This window comes from Janthinobacterium salmonicoloratum (assembly GCF_051380845.1).
Lineage (GTDB): Bacteria > Pseudomonadota > Gammaproteobacteria > Burkholderiales > Burkholderiaceae_D > Janthinobacterium > Janthinobacterium lividum_F.
This window is the reverse complement of sequence record NZ_JBNYXV010000002.1, coordinates 441,416-463,078: the sequence shown is the minus strand read 5'-3', so window position 1 is coordinate 463,078 and position 21,663 is coordinate 441,416. Positions and strand designations below refer to the sequence as shown.

19 protein-coding genes are annotated in these 21,663 nt (G+C 63.7%); 15 read left to right on the top strand and 4 right to left on the bottom strand.

The window, feature by feature from the left end; all coding sequences use genetic code 11:
* Positions 1-147: 147 nt before the first annotated feature.
* Positions 148-1,203 carry an MBL fold metallo-hydrolase gene (locus ACQ4WY_RS15275; RefSeq protein ID WP_436504787.1) on the top strand — a complete coding sequence of 352 codons (1,056 nt, stop codon included), beginning with the start codon at positions 148-150 and terminating at the stop codon, positions 1,201-1,203.
* 12 nt (positions 1,204-1,215) lie between these two features.
* On the opposite strand, the gene ACQ4WY_RS15270 is transcribed toward ACQ4WY_RS15275, so the two are convergent.
* Complete coding sequence (locus ACQ4WY_RS15270; RefSeq protein WP_436504786.1) at positions 1,216-1,548, bottom strand: hypothetical protein; 333 nt, start codon at positions 1,546-1,548, stop codon at positions 1,216-1,218.
* Between the two features lie 443 nt (positions 1,549-1,991).
* Here ACQ4WY_RS15270 and ACQ4WY_RS15265 point away from each other — a divergent pair, with 443 nt between their 5' ends.
* Positions 1,992-3,002 (top strand): substrate-binding domain-containing protein, encoded by a 1,011-nt coding sequence (locus tag ACQ4WY_RS15265; protein WP_353659265.1) that lies wholly within the window; start codon positions 1,992-1,994, stop codon positions 3,000-3,002.
* 53 nt (positions 3,003-3,055) lie between these two features.
* Here ACQ4WY_RS15265 and ACQ4WY_RS15260 read toward each other — a convergent pair whose 3' ends face one another.
* Complete coding sequence (locus tag ACQ4WY_RS15260; RefSeq protein WP_436504785.1) at positions 3,056-6,652, bottom strand: indolepyruvate ferredoxin oxidoreductase family protein; 3,597 nt, start codon at positions 6,650-6,652, stop codon at positions 3,056-3,058.
* 194 nt (positions 6,653-6,846) lie between these two features.
* Positions 6,847-7,788: a LysR substrate-binding domain-containing protein gene (locus ACQ4WY_RS15255; RefSeq protein ID WP_436504994.1), complete on the bottom strand. Its 942-nt coding sequence runs from the start codon at positions 7,786-7,788 to the stop codon at positions 6,847-6,849.
* A gap of 138 nt (positions 7,789-7,926) precedes the next feature.
* On the opposite strand from ACQ4WY_RS15255, the gene ACQ4WY_RS15250 reads away from it, so the two are divergent.
* Entirely contained in the window at positions 7,927-9,153 is a 1,227-nt protein-coding gene (locus ACQ4WY_RS15250) for an HD-GYP domain-containing protein (protein WP_353659262.1), read from the top strand.
* Here ACQ4WY_RS15250 and ACQ4WY_RS15245 read toward each other — a convergent pair.
* Positions 9,150-10,196, bottom strand: a complete 1,047-nt coding sequence (locus ACQ4WY_RS15245; protein ID WP_436504784.1) for a GGDEF domain-containing protein — start codon at positions 10,194-10,196, stop codon at positions 9,150-9,152. The genes ACQ4WY_RS15250 and ACQ4WY_RS15245 overlap by 4 nt on opposite strands.
* 474 nt (positions 10,197-10,670) lie before the next feature.
* On the opposite strand from ACQ4WY_RS15245, the gene ACQ4WY_RS15240 reads away from it, so the two are divergent.
* The 12 genes from ACQ4WY_RS15240 to ACQ4WY_RS15185 all read left to right on the top strand — a co-directional run bounded on the left by ACQ4WY_RS15240 (position 10,671) and on the right by ACQ4WY_RS15185 (position 21,652).
* Entirely contained in the window at positions 10,671-10,853 is a 183-nt protein-coding gene (locus ACQ4WY_RS15240) for a Flp family type IVb pilin (protein WP_034752975.1), read from the top strand.
* 52 nt (positions 10,854-10,905) lie between these two features.
* Entirely contained in the window at positions 10,906-11,439 is a 534-nt protein-coding gene (locus ACQ4WY_RS15235) for an A24 family peptidase (protein WP_436504783.1), read from the top strand.
* Between the two features lie 93 nt (positions 11,440-11,532).
* Positions 11,533-12,906 carry an ATP-binding protein gene (locus tag ACQ4WY_RS15230; protein ID WP_436504782.1) on the top strand — a complete coding sequence of 458 codons (1,374 nt, stop codon included), beginning with the start codon at positions 11,533-11,535 and terminating at the stop codon, positions 12,904-12,906.
* A complete protein-coding gene (cpaB, locus tag ACQ4WY_RS15225; protein ID WP_436504781.1) occupies positions 12,903-13,757 on the top strand; it encodes a Flp pilus assembly protein CpaB in 855 nt (284 codons plus the stop codon). The genes ACQ4WY_RS15230 and cpaB overlap by 4 nt, the downstream gene beginning before the upstream one ends.
* A gap of 27 nt (positions 13,758-13,784) precedes the next feature.
* On the top strand, positions 13,785-15,218 hold the full coding sequence (locus ACQ4WY_RS15220) for a type II and III secretion system protein family protein (protein WP_436504780.1): 1,434 nt from the start codon (positions 13,785-13,787) through the stop codon (positions 15,216-15,218).
* A gap of 16 nt (positions 15,219-15,234) precedes the next feature.
* Positions 15,235-15,537, top strand: a complete 303-nt coding sequence (locus ACQ4WY_RS15215; RefSeq protein ID WP_436504779.1) for a hypothetical protein — start codon at positions 15,235-15,237, stop codon at positions 15,535-15,537.
* Positions 15,527-16,954, top strand: a complete 1,428-nt coding sequence (locus ACQ4WY_RS15210; protein ID WP_436504778.1) for a pilus assembly protein TadG-related protein — start codon at positions 15,527-15,529, stop codon at positions 16,952-16,954. The genes ACQ4WY_RS15215 and ACQ4WY_RS15210 overlap by 11 nt, the downstream gene beginning before the upstream one ends.
* Positions 16,951-17,433 (top strand): TadE/TadG family type IV pilus assembly protein, encoded by a 483-nt coding sequence (locus tag ACQ4WY_RS15205; protein ID WP_436504777.1) that lies wholly within the window; start codon positions 16,951-16,953, stop codon positions 17,431-17,433. The genes ACQ4WY_RS15210 and ACQ4WY_RS15205 overlap by 4 nt, the downstream gene beginning before the upstream one ends.
* Positions 17,423-18,037, top strand: a complete 615-nt coding sequence (locus ACQ4WY_RS15200; RefSeq protein ID WP_436504776.1) for a TadE/TadG family type IV pilus assembly protein — start codon at positions 17,423-17,425, stop codon at positions 18,035-18,037. Before ACQ4WY_RS15205 ends, ACQ4WY_RS15200 begins: the two co-directional genes overlap by 11 nt.
* 52 nt (positions 18,038-18,089) lie before the next feature.
* Complete coding sequence (locus ACQ4WY_RS15195) at positions 18,090-19,259, top strand: CpaE/TadZ family protein (protein ID WP_436504775.1); 1,170 nt, start codon at positions 18,090-18,092, stop codon at positions 19,257-19,259.
* A gap of 57 nt (positions 19,260-19,316) precedes the next feature.
* Positions 19,317-20,663, top strand: coding sequence for a TadA family conjugal transfer-associated ATPase (locus ACQ4WY_RS15190; RefSeq protein ID WP_152254133.1), 1,347 nt, complete (start codon positions 19,317-19,319; stop codon positions 20,661-20,663).
* Between the two features lie 11 nt (positions 20,664-20,674).
* Positions 20,675-21,652, top strand: a complete 978-nt coding sequence (locus ACQ4WY_RS15185) for a type II secretion system F family protein (protein ID WP_436504774.1) — start codon at positions 20,675-20,677, stop codon at positions 21,650-21,652.
* Positions 21,653-21,663 lie beyond the last annotated feature (11 nt).

Sequence of the window (21,663 nt, the reverse complement as noted above, 5' to 3'; positions counted from 1 at the left end):
CTCCTTTGAAAACAATATTTTACACCTCTTGGTTTACTTTGCCAGAAATAGGAACTACACTGTGTAGTGTAATTTAATCCTTGCATTTTATTTACCGGGCCGCATATGCACTTGCACCGCATCTTATTCTTGGGAGTCCTGATCATCATGAGTTCTTGCACCTTGCGCGCTGCACCTGCTGCGCCCGCTTCTTCCTCAACCTTGTCACCACAACGCCACGAAGGCAAGTTCCGCAATCCCGTGCAGATGCACAAGCTGGGCACGACAGCAACGCTCAAGCTGATGTGGACATTTTTCTTTGATAAACCGGACAGCACGGTGCCGGCTGCCGCTGTGCCCGTGCAAGCGCTGACCCAGGCGCAGCTGCTGGCCGCGCCTGACAACAGCCTGTTTCGTCTCGGCCACTCAACCCTGCTGCTGAAACTCAACAATGAATTCTTCCTCACCGACCCCGTGTTTTCAGAGCGCGCCTCGCCCGTGCAGTGGGCAGGACCGAAGCGGTTTCACCAGCCGCCCATCAGCATCGCCGACTTGCCGCCGATTAAGGCCGTGATCCTGTCGCATGACCATTATGACCACCTCGACCATGCCGCCGTGCTGCAACTGGCCGCCAAGACCGAACACTTCGTCGCGCCGCTGGGCGTGGGCGATACCCTGGTCGAATGGGGCGTGCCGAAGGAGAAGGTGCAGCAATTCGACTGGTGGCAAGGCACAACGATTGCTGGCGTGAAACTCGTCGCCACGCCGTCGCAGCATTTCTCGGGGCGCGGCTTGTTTGATGGCAATCAAACCCTGTGGGCTTCATGGGTCATCGATGCGCCGGACGTGCGCGTGTTTTTCAGCGGCGACTCCGGCTATTTCGACGGTTTCAAGCAGATCGGCGACAAGTACGGTCCCTTCGACGTGACCATGATCGAGACGGGCGCCTACGACAAACTCTGGCCGGACGTACACATGCAGCCGGAACAGACTTTGCAAGCCCACCTGGACTTGCGCGGCAAGTGGCTGATGCCCGTGCATAACGGCACCTTTGACCTGGGTTTGCACGCCTGGCATGAACCGTTCGATCGCATCACGGGGCTGGCGGCAAAGCAGGGAGTGAACCTGGCCACGCCTCAAATGGGCGAGGCGGTCGACCTGGCGCAGCCGAAGAAGGGCGAGAAATGGTGGCTGGCGATGCTGGAAGAGGAGATGGTGAAGTAAGCTAAGTGTGCCTCAAGCCGTCACGTCGATCAGGCGCCCCAGGGTCTGGCCATAGCCGTTCAGCTGGGGCGTGCTTTTCGGCGCGGCGGGGGCCGCCTGCTGCGGCACGGCCACCTTGATCGCCTGGTCCAGTTGCGGCGCCTTGACGGCGGCCGGGGCATCGGCCTGGGCTTGCTGGCTGCTGCGCTGTGTCTGGCTCAGCGATTCCTGTTCCCGCGCCAGCAACTGGCGGCTTTGCGCCAGCTGTTCACTGTCACGCTGCACCTGGTTCTGGCCTTGCTCGACCCGGCGCTGTGCCGTGGCCAGCGAGGCTTGCAAGTTGTTGACGGACGTTAGCGTGACCATATTGTTTACCTTTGAGAGTATGTCCAGGCGTGCAGAAGGAGAGGGAGCCCGGGGCGATGTGCTGCGCCAGGCGCAACATGCCGAGCGGTAACCTTTACCTGAATCAAGAGTAGGACAAATTCTCGCACACTTCCAGTAAATTATGTTTTCTTGATAATTTTATCGTGCGTGCCCTGTGTTGCCAAATTGGCATGCTTAAGCTGGTGCGGCAGTTGTAAAAGTGAGTACCTGCTGTCGTTTGTAGCCTTGTTTTTGCTGTCATTACCGATATGGTGTTGCGGAGAGGTGAAAGTGGCAACATTAAAAACATTGCTTTTTAAATAGTCAATATGTTGTTGTTTTTCTACCGTGTCTGCGCACGCTAATGCGCGGTCTGTTTGGCGCTCTGGGCTATAATTGACGGTCAGAGTTGGTTTCTTTTGCCATACAGACAGGTAGTTAACATGAATCTCAAGAGCCTCGCAATTGCCCTCGGCATGTCGAAAACGACAGTCAGCAGGGCGTTGAACGGCTATCCGGAAGTCAATTCCCGCACCCGTGAAATCGTCCTGGCCGCCGCCAAGAAAGTCGGCTACCGGCCCAATCCGCTCGCGCGCAGTCTGGCCGTTGGCCGTACCAATGTGCTGGGCATGATCTATCCCCTGCTGCCCAGCGACCTGGGTGATAGCGTCTTTCTTTCCGTGGTGAACGGCATGTCCGACGCCGTCGAAGCGTCGAAGATGAGTTTGATCATCGCGCCCGTGTCGCCGCAGAATGAACAGCCCTCATATGAAACCATGGTGCGCGGTCGCCAGGTCGATGGCCTCGTGGTGGGCCGCACCAAGGTGGTCGATGAGCGCATCGCCTACCTGACGAAGGTGGGCTTTCCCTTTGTCGCGAATGGCCGCACGCGCATCGACGCGCCGTATGCGTATTTTGACTACGACAACGATACGGGCATCGACCTGGCCGTGTCTTTCCTGGCGGCGCATGGCCATCAGCGCATCGCCCTGCTGAGCGCGCCGCTGGATTTGCATTTTGCCTACGAGCGCAAGGAAAGCTTTATCCGCTGCATGGCGCAAGCGGGTTTGCCGCTGGATCCCCACTATTTGCTCGACAATACCTTCGACCGCCGCAGCGGCTACCAGGCCATGCAGCAATTGCTGGCCTGCTCGCCCCGTCCCACGGCCGTCATCGTCGATAATCATCTGTCCGGCGTGGGCGTGGTGCGCGCGCTGATGGATGCGGGCATCGAGATCGGCAAGGAGGTCTCCGTCATCGTCTGGGGCAATGTGGAAGACACCTTGATCGGCATCAATGTCACCACCATCGACCAGCCCGACCTGCGCCGCGCCGGCGCCAAGATGGTCGAAATGCTGCAATCCCTGCTGGCGGGCACGCCGCCGGAACGGCTGCAGGAAATCTGGCAACCGGTGCTGTTGCCGGGAGCGACGGTGGGACGCTGCCCTGAATGAAAAAAAACGCAGAGCCGAGGCTCTGCGTTTTTCCTTCAAGGCCTTTGACTGGCTTAGGCCGCGTGCTTGCTGCCATCCGCCAGCACCGCCAGCAATCTCGCCTTGTCCTTGCGATACGTGTCGACGGCCGCTTCCTTGACGTGGCCGAAGCCGCGGACTTTTTCGGGTAGGGAGGCCAGTTCCACGCAGGTAGACAGGTTCTCTGCCGTCAGGTTGACCAGCAGGCCGGCCAGCAGTTCGCGGTATTCGACGATCAGCGCGCGTTCCATCTTGCGCTCGGCCGTATAACCGAAGATGTCGAAGGTGCCGCCGCGCAGACCCTTGGCTTTCGCCAGCAGCTTGAAGGCGCGCCACATCCAGGAACCGAACTCCGCTTTCACCAGATGACCTTTCGCATCCTTTTTCGCGAACAGCGGCGGCGCCAGGTTGAATTTCACGGAGAAACTGCCTTCGAACTGCTGCTGCAATTGCTCCACGAAACGGCCATCCGTGTACAGGCGCGCCACTTCGTACTCGTCCTTGTAGGCCAGCAATTTGAAGTAGCTCTTGGCGACAGCCGTCGACAGCTTTTGGCCCAGTCCCAGGGTGTTTTCGCGGTCGCGCACCTGTTTGACGAGGGTCAGATAACCGTCCGCATACGCGGCATTTTGATACGCGGTGAGGAACTCCACGCGCTTCTTGATGACGCTATCGAGGCTTTGCGGCATTTGCACGATGATCGCTTGCGACGGCGTGGCGATCTGTGTCACTTTGCGCACATCGACGGCGGCGCGGCGGCCCCAGAGGAAACTCTTCTTGTTCGACTCGATGCCCACGCCATTGAGTTCGATGGCGCGCAGCAAGGCCGCTTCCGTCAACGGGATGCGGCCCTTTTGCCAGGCGTAACCGAGCATGAACAGATTGGCGGCGATGGAGTCGCCCATCAGCGCCGTGGCCAACTTGGTCGCGTCGATGAAGTCGGCAGCGTCCGCGCCGCCCACGGATTCCTCGATCAGCTGGCGCACTTCCGCCGTTGGATATTGCCAGTCGGCATTCTGCGCAAACGTGCCTGGCGGCTGCTCGTGCAGGTTGACGACGGCCAAGCTGCGGCCGGGGCGCATTTTCGACACGGCATCCTGCGCGCCGGCCGTCAGCATGTCGCAGCCTAAGATCAGGTCCGCTTCGCCCGTGGCGATGCGCTGGGCGCGGATGTGCGCAGGCGATTTGGCGATTTTCACGTGTGACGTGACGGAACCGTTCTTTTGCGACATCCCCGTCATGTCCAGCACGGACGCGCCCTTGCCTTCCAGGTGCGCCGCCATGCCCATCAGCGCGCCCACGGTGATGACGCCCGTGCCGCCGATACCGTTGATCAGGATGTTGTACGGCGCGTCGCAGGCGGGCAGGACGGGTTCCGGCAGGGGGCCGAAGTTGTCCGTGTCGCCCGGCTTGCCAGCGCCTGTTTTCGTTTTCTTCAGGTTGCCGCCTTCGACAGTGACGAAGCTGGGGCAAAAGCCCTTAGCGCACGAATAATCCTTGTTGCACGAGGATTGGTCGATGGTGCGCTTGCGGCCAAATTCCGTCTCTTTCGGCAAGATCGACACGCAGTTCGACTGCACGCCGCAGTCGCCGCAGCCTTCGCAGACGGCGTCGTTGATGACCATGCGTTTGGCCACGTCCGGATACTCGCCTTTTTTGCGGCGCCGGCGTTTCTCGGCTGCGCAGGTCTGGTCGTAGATCAGCACGGACACGCCTTGCACTTCGCGCAATTCGCGCTGTACGGCATCCATGTCCTTGCGGTCGTGCAAGGTCACGTGGGCGGGCAGGTTGCTGCGGTCGCTGTAGCGCGATAAATCTTCCGTCACCAGCGCGATGCGGGCGATGCCTTCGGCCGCCACTTGCTGCGCCATCATGGGCACGGTGATCAAGCCGTCCACGGGCTGGCCGCCCGTCATGGCGACGGCGTCGTTGTAGAGAATCTTGTAGGTGATGTTCACCTTGGCCGCCTGCGCGGCGCGGATGGCCAGATAGCCCGAGTGGAAATACGTGCCGTCGCCCAGGTTCTGGAACACGTGCGGCAATTCCGAGAACGCGGCTTGCCCGATCCACGGCGCGCCTTCGCCGCCCATGTGCGTGGTCAGCTTGTTCATTTCCGGGTAGATCGAGGTGGCCATCACGTGGCAGCCGATACCGGCCAGCGCCAGGCTGCCGTCCGGCACCTTGGTCGAGGTGTTGTGCGGGCAGCCGGAGCAGTAAAAGGCGGGACGGAACGGCGTGTTGACGGCCTTTTTCAAGACCGCATCCTTGGCGTCGAGGAAACTCAGCCGCGCCTTGATCAAGTCGCAGGTAACGGGGTCGGAAATCAGGCGTGCGATGCGGCTGGCGATGACACGCGCCACTTGCGAGACGGAAAAATCCGCCTTGGAAGTGAGCAGCCATTCGCCGCGCGGCGCCACCCATTCGCCTTTTTCATCGAACTTGCCGATGACTCTAGGGCGCACGTCGTCGCGCCAGTTGTACAGCTGCTCCTTGAGCTGGTATTCGACGATTTGCCGTTTCTCTTCTACCACGAGGATTTCATCGAGACCTTGCGCAAACTCACGCACGCTGTCCGGTTCCAGCGGCCACGGCATGGCCACCTTGAACAAACGCATGCCGACGTCGGCCGCCATCTGCTCGTCGATGCCCAGCTCTTCCAGCGCTTCGAGCACGTCCAGGTAGGACTTGCCGGACGCGATGATGCCCAGCTTGGCATTCGGGCTATCGATGGTGGTGTGGTTGAGCTTGTTTTCGCGCGCATAGGCCAGGGCCGCATAGATCTTGTAGTCCTGCATCAGCGCTTCCTGGTTGCGCGCCTGCTGGCCCAGCGGGATGCTCGACAGGCGCGCGTTCAGGCCGCCTTCGGGCATGATGAAGTCTTGCGGAATCTTCACTTCCACGCGGAATGGGTCGGCATCGATGGAGGCCGACGATTCGACCGTGTCGGCCAGTGCCTTGAAGGCCACCGTGCAGCCGGAAAAGCGCGACATGGCCCAGCCGTGGATGCCCAGGTCCAGGTATTCCTGCACATTGCATGGATACAAGACGGGGATCATCGAGGCGGAGAACAGATGGTCGGACTGGTGCGGCAGGGTCGATGAATATGCGCCATGGTCGTCGCCGGCCACCAGCAGCACGCCGCCCAGTTTCGAGGTTCCCGCATGGTTCATGTGTTTGAAGACATCGCCGCAGCGGTCCACTCCCGGGCCCTTGCCGTACCACATGGCGAACACGCCGTCGTACTTGGCCGGTCCGATCAGGTCCACTTGCTGCGAACCCCAGACGGCCGTGGCGGCCAAGTCTTCGTTGACGCCAGGCACGAACTGCACGTGGTGCGCTTCCAGCTGTTTCTTGGCTTTCCACAGGTTCTCGTCGAGGCCGCCCAGGGGCGAGCCGCGGTAGCCGGAAATGAAGCCGGCCGTATTCAGTCCGGCGGCCTGGTCGCGCAAGCGCTGCATCATGGGCAGGCGCACGAGGGCCTGGATGCCGGACAGGAAGATGGCGCCGGAAGTGGCCGTGTATTTGTCGTCGAGGCTGACGGTGGTCAAACGGGAAGTGTCGGGGGGCGTAGATGGCGCGGCACCGGCGTTTCTAGCGAACGCTGCGGAGCCGTTTTCCGTGGTCACGGACATGGCTGTCTCCAAAAGGGTGTTTCAGATAGCGGCTGTACAAGGCGCGCGCCCGGTAAGGCGTGCGCTGTGCAGACGGGATGGCCGCGTGTGGGCGGCACATAACTAGTTTAAATTTAAAATAGTTAATGTGGTCAGTGTAGAACGAGTCAGGGGAGTGGGCAAATACGCTTTGACGATGGGGGTATAAGAAATACTTATGCCATGGGCGAGAGTACGTTCGCCCCCACCCAGCGCCCGCTGCCGCACAGCTCGGCGGCCACTTGCAGCACGAGGTTTTTCACGGCGTTGCCCGCATTCGTCAGGGGAATGTTTTTTGAGGCGCACAGCGCCACCGTGCGCGATAGCACGGGGCTGTGGATGGCGTAGCTGCGCATGGCGCCACTGTCCAGTTCGGCCAGCAGGGGCGCGGCCGGCAAGATGGTGGCGCCCATACCGGCCAGGATGGCCGATTTCAGGATGGCGATCGAGTTGATCTCGATCACGTTTGCCGTCTCCAGGCCCAGTTCGCGCGCGCGGCTGTCGATGCGCGGGCGCACGCCATGCTGCAGGCCCGGCAGGATCAGGGTGGCGCTCAAGGCTTGCTGGAATGACACGGCATGGCCGGCAGGCGCGAGCGGCGAATCGCTGCGGCAAATAAAACGCATCTCTTCTTCCACCAGCGGGCTGCAGGCAAACGGCGACAGCTGGCCATCGTCGAACAGCACGGCCAGGTTGATGCGGCCAGATTTGAGCTGTTCATTGAGGTTGCCCGTGATTTCTTCCGTCAGTTGCAGGGTGATCTCGGGGTAGCGTTCGCGCGCGGCCAGCAGCAGGGGCAGGGCCAGGGCGCCGGAGATGCTGTGCGGCAAGCCCAGGGTGACATTGCCGGACGGCCGCGTGGCGCTTTGCGTGACGGCCGAGCGGGCGTCGGCCACCTGTTTCAGGATCGCCTGCGCATGTTCGTAAAACACCTTGCCCGCGTCCGTGCTGAGCACGCCCTGGGCCGAGCGGTGCAGCAGCTGCACGCCCAGTTCCTCTTCCAGCTGGCGTAGCTGCTGCGTCAGTGCCGGCTGCGCTACGTGCAGGATCAGGGCAGCGCGCGACAGCGAGCCGTGGTCGACGATGGCAACAAAGTAGCGTAATTGGCGCAGTTCCATGGGTCCCAGACGCGGTGCGGTGATCGGAAAAACAGGTTGTTGCGCCGCAGCGCCGAACGCGGCCAGCAGAAATAACAATTTTGTTATACTCATTCTAGCGCCTTCGGTGCTCCAGCCGCGTATTTGTGGGATGACAGCATGCTCAAGAAAGTTGATTCGTCTCAATTAAAAGTGGGCATGTATATCCATGACCTCAGCTGCGACTGGATGACGCATCCATTCGTGCGCAACCGTTTCCTGTTGCGCAGCGACGATGAAATCCGCAAGATCGTGCAGGCCGGCATCCACGACGTGGTGATCGACAGCGGCAAGGGCCTCGACGTGCAGGACGCGCCCACCGTGGCGCAGGCGCAGGCAGCCACCGAGCGCGAACTGGTGCAGATCGCCACACCGCCGCAAGTGGTCACGCGCGTGTCGCTGGGCATGGAACTGGCCCGTGCCACGCAGGTGCGGCGGCAGGCAGCGAGCCTGGTGCGCACGGTGATGGCCGATGTGCGCCTGGGCAAGGCTGTCGAGCTCGACCGCGTGCAGCACACCGTGCAAGATATTACCGAATCGATCCTGCGCAATCCCGGCGCCCTCGTCGGCTTGCTGCGCATCAAGAGCAAGGATGACTATACCTTCTTGCATTCGGTCAGCGTATGCGCGCTGCTGGTGGCGTTTTGCCGCTCGCGCGGCATCGATGCGGCCATCACGCACCAGGCCGGCCTGGGCGGCTTGCTGCACGACACGGGCAAGGCGCTGGTGCCCGACAGCGTGCTGAACAAGCCCGGCCCATTGACGCCGGAAGAATTTGCCCTGATCAAGCGCCATCCACGCGACGGCTACGACATCCTGCGCCAGTCGCCCGAGGTAGGTGCCATTCCGCTCGACATCGCCCTGCATCACCACGAACGGCGCGACGGCAGCGGTTACCCGGACCAGCTGGCCGGCGACGCCATCAGCGAGCTGGCGCAGATGGCCGCCATCGTCGACGTGTATGACGCACTGACGTCCGACCGCAGCTATCACAAGGGCATCGCCGCCGCCGAAGCCCTGCGCAAGATCTATGAGTGGAGCAAATTCCATTTTAACCCCGTGTTCGCGCAGGATTTCATGCGCTGCGTGGGTATCTATCCGGTCGGCACCATGGTGATGCTGGAATCGGGCCGCCTGGCCGTCGTCGTCGAGGCGCACGAAAGCAATTTGCTGGCGCCGAAAGTGAATGTGTTTTTCAGTACGAAGAGCAAGACCTACATCAAGCCGGAAACGGTCGACCTGTCGCGCGGCTTCGGCTTTGGCGGCGCCGACAAGATCGTCGGCCATGAGTCGGCCGCCAAGTGGCAGGTCGATCCCATGCGCTTTATTTCCCTCGCGGATGCCTAGAAGAATTCCGCCGTATCGTTCGAGGCGATAGTCGTTAACAAGCCTTTCGCTACCAACTCGTCGTAATGGCAAGCCAGGTTGCGGCCATGGCTCTTGGCGTAGTACAAGGCCTGGTCGGCCCGGCCGAGGATGATGACGGGCGCTTCGTAGGCGTTGATGCTGACGAAGCCCACGCTGACGGTCACTCTGCCCACCTGCGGGAAGTCATGTGCCTCGACATTGGTGCGGAAGCGGTCGATGATTTTCTGCGCATTTTCCAGGGTGATCGAGCGCAGCAGCACGACGAATTCCTCGCCGCCGAAGCGGAAGATGCGGTCTTGCGAGCGGAACGACGTTTGCAGCTGGTTGGCGATCAGGATCAGCACTTCATCGCCATACAGGTGGCCAAACTTATCGTTGACCAGTTTGAAATGATCGACGTCGATCACGGCCAGCCATTGCCGTTCCGTGTCCGTATGGTGGCGCCGTTCTTCATCGACGGGACGCGGCTTCTCCGCTTCCGGTTCGCCGCGGCTTTGCAGGATTTTTGCCAGCTGGTCGTCGAAGGTCTTGCGATTCAACAAGCCGGTGAGCGAATCGCGTTCGCTGTAGTCGAGCAGGTTCTGGAAATTGCGGTACACGCTGACGATGCCGCCGATCACCTGGATGGTGGCGCCCGTGTACGGCGTGGGGTTGGTGATTTCCAGGCAGGTGGTGACCTGGTCGCCGATCCAGATGGGCAGCCACAGCAGGTGGCGGCCGTCGGCGCACAGGGTATCGGCGCTCGCCTCATGGCGCTTGATGCAGGCGGCCAGCGCCGGGTAGTCCGACAGCGGTTCGCCCGGCAGGGTCGGGTCGTTATGCTCTTCCATGCGGGCCACGCTGCCCGCCACGATGATGGCCCGCGACCGCACGAACACCTGGCCACGCACGGTGGTCAGGGCCAGCACACGGGTCTGCGACGCGGAAGCGAGTTCCTGGACCGCCGAGATCACGGAGATGTCGAGCATCGTGTGGTCGCGGTGCCCGGTCATGTCCACCATGTGTTTCAGTAGGGAATCCATTGTCGATCTCTGGAAAGTAGTCACACAAGATTCTTCATACCAACATTGCGTCAAGCAATTCGCGTCCGTCTACAAGAAGCCAAGATTTATTTGGTGGCATGACGCTCTGTACCGCCGGGCGAGAGGCCTTTCCAAAGAAGAGCTAAGCAGGATAATGTCTTTTTGCCTAATAGGCAATTAACGTATGCAATATTTCATGTAAATACATGAGATTCATGCACTACATTGCAAAAAACTTGCCCTGACGAAGGCTTTCAATCCTGAACGCAACATTTGTTTGCGCCAGCCGTCATATCAACAAGGTTTGATAATTTCCATGTGGAAACTTGTGGCGCGTCAATTTGCCAAAACGTGGACGCTTTATAGTCAATGCAATGGCGCAGAAATTTACGGCAGGAAACATATTAGCAGGAATGGGCAATGTTTCACACCCGATTGCGCCAGGGACTTGTGATTCACTTTTGGGAGCTTGTCATGCATACCTTCCTGTCGGCAGTACAGCAGTTTGTCAAGGATGAGGATGGCATTACGGCAATCGAATACGGCCTGATTGCGGCGTTGATGGCTACCGCCATCACGGCCGGTTTCTTGCTGATCAAGACCAACTTGCTGGCCGTCCTCACCGACATTTCGTCGAACCTGGTGTTGACGCCCTAAGCGGGTGCCCGCCGCTGGCCGGCCGGTGGCGGGTTTTTTCGGGAGGTGTGCCATGCCTGCTCATGCCTTGTGCGACCTGCTGTTGTTGTGCTTTGTGACGGGGGCCGCCGTCAGTGATTTGATCCGCCGCAAGATTCCGAATTGGCTGGTGCTAGCCGGCATGCTCGCCGCGCTAGCCCTGCATTTGTGGCTGTGGCCACACCGCGTGCCGCAACTGGTGCTGGGCGGCATGGCGACAGGCTTCTTTCTGTTCCTCCCTCTGTACGTGCTGCGCGGCATGGCCGCCGGCGACGTCAAGCTGATCGCCATGGTGGGCGCCTTTGCCGGTCCCTGGCCCGTGCTGCTGATCTGTTTCGCCACGTTTGTGCTGGGCGGCGTGATGGCCGTGCTGATGATCACGTACCAGCGCAAGTGGGGCGCCTGCCTCGCTAATCTGCGACAGCTGCTGTGGCCGATGATCGCGCGCATGGCCGGCATTCCCCTGGCGCCAAACGCACTGGGCAGCGGCGCCAGCGTGGGCAACATGCCGTACGGACTGGCCATTGCCCTGGGCTGCCTGGTGGTGCAAGGTCGGCATTATTTCTGATTGGTATTCATTGCTTTGAATCAATGGGCGCCAGTCCCCGCTCGCTAGAATGAATTCTGTTCAATGCAGTCTTAACCGGCTTGGAGACGCAGCATGACCGAGGTCGTTTATTCCCTGAGCACCGAGAGTGCGCCGCGTCCAGCCGATGCGAACCTGATGCCGCCCTTGCCGCCTCAGCCGAAGAGCTTGCGTGAAACGGGACTGGAGCGGCCCCTGGTCGTCGAACTGATCGCCAAGCTGATGTTTGTGAGCGGCAAGACGCATCTGTCCGCACTGACGACGCGCTTGCGCCTGTCGATCAATGTCTTGCGCGAAGTACTCGATTTCATGGTGACGGAGCAGATGGCCGAAGTGGACTGGCGCGGCGAATCCGAGATCGACGTGCAGTACCAGCTGACGAGCGCCGGCAAGCAGCGCGCCAGCACCTTCCTCGAACGCTGCGCATATATCGGCGCCGCCCCCGTCACCCTGGAAGCGTACCGCGCCATGGTGGCGCGCCAGTCGTGGCTGGCGCAGGAACAGCGCGTCGGCAGCGATGACCTGGCCGCCGTGCTGGGCGGCGCCCATGCGGGACCGGGCATGCTCGACGTGGTCGGTGCGGCCCTGCATTCGGGGCGCTCGCTGCTGCTGTACGGTCCGCCCGGCAGCGGCAAGTCGACCCTGGCGCTGCAGCTGGGACAATTGCTGCACGGGCTGGTGGCCGTGCCGTACGCCATCGTCGTCGGCCAGGACATCATCCAATTGTACGATCCGGCCCAGCACCTGCCGCCCGCGCCGCAGCATGTCAGCCATGCGCGCCAGGCGCTGGAGCGGCGCAGCACGGACATCCGCTGGGTGCTGTGCCAGCGCCCCGTGATCCACGTGGGCGCCGAGCTCGACGCCGGCATGCTGGAGCTGCGCCATGACGCCAGCGGCGGCTGCTACCAGGCGCCACCCCATGTGCGCGCCAACAATGGCATGCTGATCATCGATGACCTGGGTCGCCAGCACCTGGGTGCGCAAGCACTGCTGACGCGGCTGATGCAGCCGCTGGCGCGCGGCAGCGACCAGCTGGGCTTGCCCGGTGGCGTGCAGATCAGCGTGCCATTCGACAACGCCCTCGTGCTGGTCACGAATGTGCCGCCGGGCGAGCTGTTTGACGCCGCCTTGCTGCGCCGCATCGGCTACAAGGTGCAGGTGGGGCCGCTGGCCGAGAGCGCTTATCGCGCCCTGTTCCGCCAGCAATGCCGCCTGGCCGGCATGGCCATCGACGAGCTGGCCCTGAACCATTTGCTGCAGTTGCATGGCGCGCAGGGACGGCCCTTGCTGGCCAGCTATCCGCAGGAATTGCTGGCGCGCATAGGCGACTTCGCCGGCTTTGCCGGCAGCGAAGCGTGCCTGACGGTGGGCGCCCTGGAACAGGCCTGGAGCAGCCTGTTTGCCAGCTGCGACATGCCGGCCGCCAGCCTGTGCGAGCGTATCGCATGAAAAACCGGCGCGCCCTCTTGATGATGGGCCTGGCGGTGGTGCTGGGCCTGCTGGCCGTGCTGCTGGCCTCGCACTGGCTGCTGGGCCAGACACCGGCCGGCAAGGGCAAGATCGTCGTGGCCGCCAGCGATGTCAACCTGGGCCAGCGCCTGACGCCCGAGATGTTGCGCCTGGCCGAATGGCCGGCGGAAAGCTTGCCGCAGGGCGCGCTGCAAGACCCGGCGAAACTGGCGGGACGGGTACTGAAAACCAGCGTACTGCGCGGCGAGCCGCTGAGCGAAGCCAAGCTGGCGCCGGCCGGCACCCTGGGCGGCCTGTCGGCCCTGATCACGGAAGGGCGGCGCGCCATCACCGTGCGCGTCAACGATGTGATCGGCGTGGCCGGCTTCGCCTTGCCGGGCAATTATGTCGACATCATCGTGAGCACCCAGCAGGATGCCGGCGACCGCGCGTTTCCGCAAAGCCGCAACATTTCCAAGATCGTGCTCGAACGCATCCTCGTGCTGGCCGTGGCGCAGGAAGTGGGGCGCGACGAGACCAAGCCGCGCGTGGTCAATGCGGTGACCCTGGAAGTGACGCCGGAACAGGCGGAAAACCTGGACCTGGCGCGCAGCGTGGGCAGCCTGTCGCTGGTGCTGCGCAACCAGGTCGATCCGCAGCCGGGCGTGACGGCGGGCGCTACCAAGCTGACCTTGCTGGGCGGACCGCACGAAGCCGAGCCCGCTCCTGCCGCCGCGCCCGTGCTGGCCGTGGCGCCGCGTCCGGCGCGCGTGCTCAAGGCGCAGTCGGAAGCGACGCGCCTGTGCAGCGGCGTCATCGACGGGACGCGCCAGTCGCGCGAATGTTTTTAGCTGCCTTGCTCAACCATGGACACGCTCATGAACCGCGCCCTGCTGATACTGTGCTGCCTGCTGTCGCCGCTTGCCGGCGCGGCGGCCGATCCTGGCCTGCGCTGCGGCGGTGAAGCGGCCTCGCCCGGCAACCTGCAACTACAGGTGGGCAAGTCGAGCATGCTGCGCCTGCCTGAAGCGGTACAACAGCGCAGCGTCGGTAATCCGGCCGTGCTGCAAGCCATGCTGGTGGCGCCCGACACTTTATATGTGGTCGGCGTCGACGTGGGCAGCACCAACATGATCATCCAGGGCCGCAGCGGCCTGTGCAGCGTGGTGAACGTCAGCGTCAGCATGGATCCGGCCGGCTTGCAAACGACCCTGGCGGCACTCATGCCGGAAGAGAAAGCCATCCGCGTGACGGCCGTGGCCGATACTTTGGTGCTGTCGGGCACGGTACAGGATGCGGGCGCCGTGCTGCGCGCCGTCGAGCTGGCGCATGCCTATGTGCGCCGCGCTACGGTGCCGCTGGCGCTGCCCAAGCCTGCGGATGGCGCCGCCATGCCGGTCGCCGCCACGGCGCCCGCTGGCGGCGCGGGTGGCGCGCACAGCCGCATCATCAATATGCTCGACGTCAGCGCGCCGCAGCAAGTGATGCTGGCCGTGCAGATCGCCGAAGTGTCGAAGTCCCTGCTGGAACGGCTGGAAGTGGGCGCCACCCTGCGCTTCGCTTCCGGCAGCTGGGCCACCACCTTGCTGTCGAATTTCCTCAGCGGTACGGCCAATGGCTTGCTCGACGTGCGCAAGTCGAATGGCCGCCAGCAGCTGACCATCGAGGCGCAGAAACAGGATGGGCTGGTGCGCATCCTGGCCGAACCGACAGTGATGGCGATCAGCGGGCAAGAGGGCAGTTTTTTGGCCGGCGGCAAGATCTTCATTCCCGTCGGCCAGGACAACAACAAGATTACCCTGGAAGAGCGCGAGTATGGCGTCGGCCTGCGCTTTACCCCCACCGTGCTGTCGGGCGGGCGCATCAATTTGAAGGTGGCGCCGGAAGTGTCGGAACTGTCGCGCGAGGGGGTCGGCATTTCCGCCGCCGGCGTCAGCGGACGCTCAATTTTGCCCGTCATCACCACGCGGCGCGCCTCGACCACGGTGCAGCTGTACGACGGCCAGAGCTACGCCATCGGCGGCTTGATCAAGAACAACCAGGTGAGCAACATCACGGGTGTGCCCTGGCTCAGCGAAGTGCCTATCCTCGGTGCGCTGTTTCGCAGCACGGACTTCCAGCATGACCGCACGGAGTTGCTGTTCGTCATCACCGCGCACCTGGTCAAACCCTTGCCGGCCGATGTCGTGCTGCCGACGGCGCAGCTGGCGCCGCCCTCGCGCACGGACTTGATGTTGGGCGGCAAGATGGAAGGCTCCGTGCCGCCACCCCTGCCGCCACCGCGCGCGGCCAACGGTTTCGAGTTGAAATGAGACGGGGAGATACGCCATGCCGAACTCACTCTTGACGTTGCTGCGGCGCCTGGCAACCCTGGCCCTGGCCTCGCAGCTGGCCGCCTGCGCACACAGCAGCACGCCGCAGCTGGACCGGCGCTTCGGCGACGTCGTGCGCCTGGCCATGGCGCAGCAGGTGCGCGATCCGGCCAGCGCGGGCAAGCGCACGCCGGTGGACGGCCTCGACGGCCCCAGCGCGCACGCCGTCATGCAGCGCTACCGCGCGTCGTTCGTCGAACCGAACGGCCAGGCGCCGCAGCCGGTGCAGTTCATGCTGGGAGGCGGCAATGGCAAATAGACGCCAGGGTCAGCGCGGCGCGATGCTGATCGCCTTTTCCATCCTGCTCATCGTGGTGCTGGGCTTTATCGGCCTGGCGCTCGATGTGGGCCAGGTCATCGGCCGCAAGACGGAACTGCAGAACCTGGCCGACAACGCGGCGCTGGCGGCCGCCGCGGAGCTGGTGGGCACGCCCGAGGGCCTGCTCATTGCCGTGGAAAAAGCCAAGAACAGTGCGGCCGACAGGAGCGCATGGCAGCGCCGCATGCAGGGTGCCATCCTGTCGGACGCCAGTATCCGCTTCGCCAGCGCGCCAGAGGCGCCTGCCAGCGAGTGGCATGCGGCTGGCGCCGTGCCCGACGCCGCCACGGCGCTGTTCGTGCGCGTCGATACGCAGGCCACTACACCCGCGCTGGGGCGGGTGGCGACGGCGTTCCTCGGTGCCTGGTCGCCAGCGCTGCGCACCCTGGACACGGGGGCGCGCGCCGTGGCGGGGCGTACCAGCTTGCACCTGATGCCGCTGGCTGTCTGCGCACTGTCGGGCAGTGCCGCCAGCCCGCGCACGAATGCGGCACTGCTGCCGGCCGTCGAGTTGCTGGAATATGGCTTTCGCCGCGGTGTGGCATATAACTTGTTGAAGCTCAATCCGAACGGCCCGGCGGCCGAACATTTCGTGCTCAATCCGCTGAGCCAGCCGGGCTTGCTGGGGCCGTCGCAGCAGGTCGGCGAAGCGAGCGTGTTGCCGTTTGTCTGCAGTGGCACGGTGCTGTATCCGCGCATCGGCAGCGCCCAGCTACATGTGCACCGGCCTTTTCCCGCCGCGCTGTGGACGGCTTTCAATGCGCGCTTCAACCAGCATGCGGGCAGCGGCTGCCATGCCGTCACGGCGCCGCCCGACACGAATATCCGCGCCTATCCGAATACGGCCGCGAGCTGGTGGATGACGAACGCACCCGACGCGCCGAGCGCCCTGAGCACCGGCAATCCGCTGCTGTCCGTGGCCGACCCGGAATCGAACGCGACGCCGCCCGCCGTCGGCAGTTATGGACCGCTGTGGTCGTTTTCCAGGGCGGCCAGGTACAGCAACCCGAAGCCGGCCGGCGGCTATGTGCCGTTTGCCACCAGCGACTGGCCCAAGCTGTATCCGGCCAGCCCGGCCGCGCCGGCCGCCAAGTCCAGCTATCCTGCCACGGCGCCCTACCAGACGCTGGGATTCCAGACGGCACCGTCCAGCAACACGGGCGTGGCGCAGCGGCGCCTGCTGCACATTCCTCTGCTGGCCTGTCCCGTGCCGCCCGGCAGCGACGTGCTGGCACAGGTGCGCGGCATCGGCCGCTTCTTCATGACGGCGCCGGCCAGCAATGGCGTATTAAGCGCCGAATTTGCCGGGCTAGTGGACGAGGGGACGCTGGTCGGCCCCGCGGAGCTGCTGCAATGAGGCTGCCCTGCCGTATTGCGCGCCGCGAGGGCGGAGTCGCCGCCATCGAGCTGGCGCTGATCCTGCTGTTTTTCATGGGGCTGCTGCCCTTCGTGCTGCTGTTTGGCCGCGCGCTGCTGGTGTACACGGCCCTGCAAAAAAGCGCGCACGATGCGGCGCGCTATATGGCGACCATGCCGCTGCCGCAGATGGGCAAGTTCGACACGGCGAGCCAGGGCGCCGCGCTGGCACGGGAGATGGTGGCCGAGGCGATGGCGGAAAGCTGGCCGAGCATCAATCCCGCATGGGTCAATGTGGACTGCGTGTACGCCGACGATTCCTATGCCTGCGGCAGTTACGCGACGGCGCCGCTGCAGGTGCGCATCAAGGTCACCGCCGACATGCCGGTGGATTTCCTGCCTGCGCTGACCCGCAAATGGTTGCCGCAATTGGCGCCGATTCCCTTGCGCGCCAACGCGACCTTGCGCTATGTCCATTAACCTGCCTATCCAGCAGCGCCGGCAGCGCCAGCGCGGCGTCTTCGCCGTCGAATTCGCCATGCTGGCGCTGCTGTTCTTCCTCTTCCTGTTTGCCATGCTGGAAATGGCGCGTGCCGTGTACGTGTGGAACATGGTGCATGAGATTACCCGGCGCGCGGCGCGGGCTGCCGCCGTCACCGATTTCAGCAATGCCGGCGCCTTGCAGGCCGTGCGCACGCAAGCCGTGTTGCGCGTCACGCCGGGAACGCTGCCGCTGGGCGGCGGCATCAGCGACGCGCATGTGCGCATCGATTATTTGTCGGAAAGCGGTGGTGGCGCCGCGCTGGCGGCAGTACCGGTGACGGTGATGCCCGGTTGCCCGCAGCGCAACCGCATCAATTGCCTGGACGATCCGCATGGCGCCAGTTGCATCCGCTTCGTGCGCGCGCGCCTGTGCCAGCCCAGCAATGGCGCACGCTGCGAGGGCGTGCCCTACCGGCCCGTCCTGCCGCTGCTGGGGATGATGTTTCCCTCCGGCGCAGGGGCCATCCGTTTGCCCAGCGGGACCACCATGGCGGTGGCCGAGTCGCTGGGCTATCCGGACAATCCCGGTTTTTGTCCATGAGCGCCAAGCCGTCGGCGCAGCCGAATGTATTGCATTGAATGAAGGAGGGGTGATGAAAGCCTTGATGATTACCCGCGACGCCAGCTTGCACGACGAAATCGCGGCGCAAGGCGCGGCCCGCATGCCCGTGCTGCGGCTGCTGGAACGGCGCAGCGGCTTGCGCGACGCCGTCGAGCGCATGCTGCCCGAAGCGCCCGAGCTGGTGATCGTCGACGCCAGCGGCATCGATGCCGACGAAGCCGACCTGCTCGAGCGCCTGGCGCGCCAGTATCCGCTGGCCGTGCTGATGCTGCTCACGCGCGGCCAGCAGCAGGATGTCCTGATACGCGCCATGCGCGCCGGCATGCGCGAAGTGCTGCAACTGCCGCTGGTGCACAAGGCCTTCCACGAGGCGATGGACAGGGTCGATATCCAGGCCGGCGTGACGCAGATGCGCGACGGCAAAGTGCTCGCCTTCATCTCGTGCAAGGGTGGCAGCGGCGCCACCTTTTTATCGACGAATTTTTCCTATGCGCTGGCAAGCCTGGCCGGCTGCAAGGTGCTCCTGATCGACCTGCACGGACAGTTCGGCGATGCGACCCTGTATGTCTCGGACCAGAAGCCTGCCATGACCTTGTCCGATATCTGTGCCCAGATCGCGCGCATGGATGGCGCCTTTCTCGCCTCGTGCCTGGTGCACGTGACGCCGAACTTCGGTGTGCTGGCGGCGGCCGACGACCCCGCGCACAAGGTCGACATGCAGCCCGAGCACATGGACCGCATCCTGGCCGTGGCGCGCCAGCATTACGATTACATCGTGCTTGACGTGGGACGCCAGATCGATGCGCTGTCGCTGCGCGCGCTCGACAACGCCGACGCCATCTATCCGGTGCTGCAGCTGGCTCTGCCCGATATCCGCGACGGGCGCCGCCTGCTCGACATTTTCCGCTCGCTCGGCTATCCGGGCGAGCGCTTGCGCCTGATCGTCAACCGCTATGAAAAGGGCGGGCGGCTGCGCCTGGCGGACCTGGAGCAGGCGCTGGGTGCGGAAGTGGTGCACACGGTGCCCAATGATTACATTGCCGCCACCGATTCCGTCAACCAGGGCATCCCGCTGCTGCAACTGTCGCGCACCAGCGCCCTGGCGCGCAGCCTGGCCGAGCTGGTGGAACTGGTGACGGCGCGCCGCGTGACGGAAAGCCGCGGTCTGTTCGACCGTTTGTTCAGCCGCAGCGAGGCTTGACGGGGCAGCAGCTGATGGGTGTCAAGGCTCCCGCCGGGGGCCATCATGGGAGCCGAGATGACTTTACGCGAACGCCTGGCGGCGAATGAAACGGTGCGCCCCGCCAGCAATGGACAAGGCGCGCTGGCGCTGCACGCCTACCAGGAACTCAAAAAAACCATGCACCAGACGATACTCGACCGTATCGATCTGGAACGGCTGAAACGCCTGACGGCGGAGCAGTTCAAGCACGAGCTGGCGCTGCTGGTGCAGCGCGTGATCGAGGAAGAGCGCATCGTGCTGAACCAGCACGAACGCCATAGTCTGGTGCTCGACATCCAGCACGAGATGCTGGGCTTTGGCCCGCTCGAACCCCTGCTGGCCGATGCCAGCGTGTCCGACATCCTCGTCAATACCTGCGACAAGGTATATGTGGAGCGGGGCGGGCGGCTGCAGCTGACGGACGTGACATTCCACGACAATGCGCACCTGATGAAGATCATCGAAAAGATCGTCTCGCGCGTGGGACGACGCGTCGACGAATCGAGCCCGATGGTCGACGCGCGCCTGCCGGACGGTTCGCGCGTGAATGCCATCATTCCGCCGCTGGCCGTCGACGGCCCGATTTTATCGATCCGGCGCTTTGCCGTGCAGCCTTTGACGATTGCCAACCTGCTCGACTACAAAAGCCTAACGCCGCCCATGGTGCAGGTGCTGCAGGCGCTGGGCCAGGCCAAGGTCAATATCCTGATTTCGGGTGGCACGGGCAGCGGCAAGACGACCCTGCTCAACGTGCTGTCCGGCTTCATTCCCGGCAGCGAGCGCATCGTCACCATCGAGGATGCGGCCGAACTGGCGCTGCGCCAGCCGCACGTGGTGCGCCTGGAAACGCGTCCGCCGAATATCGAGGGCAAGGGCGAGGTAAGCCAGCGCGCGCTGGTGCGCAATGCGCTGCGCATGCGGCCCGATCGCATCATCCTGGGCGAGGTGCGCGGCGCCGAGGCGCTCGACATGCTGCAGGCGATGAACACGGGCCATGAAGGTTCGCTGGCGACCATCCACTCGAACACGGCGCGCGACGCGTTGGCGCGGCTGGAAAACATGGTCGGCATGGCCAGCGTGAACCTGACGCCACGCGCCACGCGCCAGCAGATCTGTTCGGCCGTGACGGTGGTGATGCAAGTGTCGCGCCTGACGGATGGCGCGCGCAAGCTGGTCAGCCTGCAGGAAGTGACGGGCATGGAGGGCGACATCATCGCCATGCATGAAATCTTCCGCTTCGAGCAGACGGGCGTCGATGCCGACGGCAAGGTGCTCGGTCACTTTTGCGCCACGGGCGTGCGGCCCCGTTTCACGGAACGCTTGCGCATGTTTGGCGCGCCGGTGCCGGACAGCGTGTTCGACCCGGATCGCATCTACGAGTAAGGGGAGGGGACATGGACCTGGTCTTCTACGGCTTCGCCGTACTGCTGTTCGCCGCCTGCATCCTGATGGTGGAAGGCGCCTGGCTGTGGTGGTCGGGCACGCACGGCAGCGCGGCGCGGCGCATCAACCGGCGCTTGCTGCTGATGGCGGCGCGCGGCGAGGCGGGCGGCGAGCGGGTGTCCATCCTCAAGCAGCGCCGCTATGCGCGCTCACCCAGCCTGGAGCGCTTGCTGCGGCGCGTGCCGCACGCGGCACGGCTGGACCGTCTGCTGCTGCAATCGGGCTTGTCCTGGTCGGTGGCGCAGTTTTTTGGCGGCGCGGGCGGCCTGCTGCTGGCGGCGCTGCTGTGGCTGGCCATCTGGCCCATGCCGCTGCCGGGCGCCTTGCTGCTGCTGGGCGTGGCGGGCGGCGGACCCTACATGGTCGTGCTGCGCGCGCGCGCGGCGCGGCTGAAAAAGATCGAGGCGCAACTGCCGGAAGCGGCCGATTTCCTGGCCCGCGCGTTGCGCGCCGGGCACTCGTTTTCGAATGTGCTGCAGATGGTGGGCGATGAACTCAATGAGCCGATCAGCGGTGAATTCAAGATGGCGCACGAAGAAATCAATTACGGCGTGCCGATGAACGAGGCGTTGCAAAACCTGGCCGCGCGCATTCCGCTGACGGACTTGCGCTACCTCGTCATCGCCGTGCTGGTGCAGCGCGAATCGGGGGGGAACTTGGCCGAAGTGCTGGTCAGCATCGCCCGCATCATCCGCGCCCGCTTGAAATTGCTGGGGCAGGTGCGCGTGCTGTCGGCCGAGGGGCGCATGTCGGCCTGGGTGCTGGGACTGATGCCGGTGGTGATGATGGGCGTCATGGCGCTGGTCAACCCGCAATACATCCGCCTGCTGTGGACCGATCCCAGCGGCATCAAGTTGCTGTGGTACGCGGCCGGCATGGTGGCATTGGGTGTCGTGTGGATGCGCAACGTCATCCGCATCCGCATATAAAACAGGGGGTG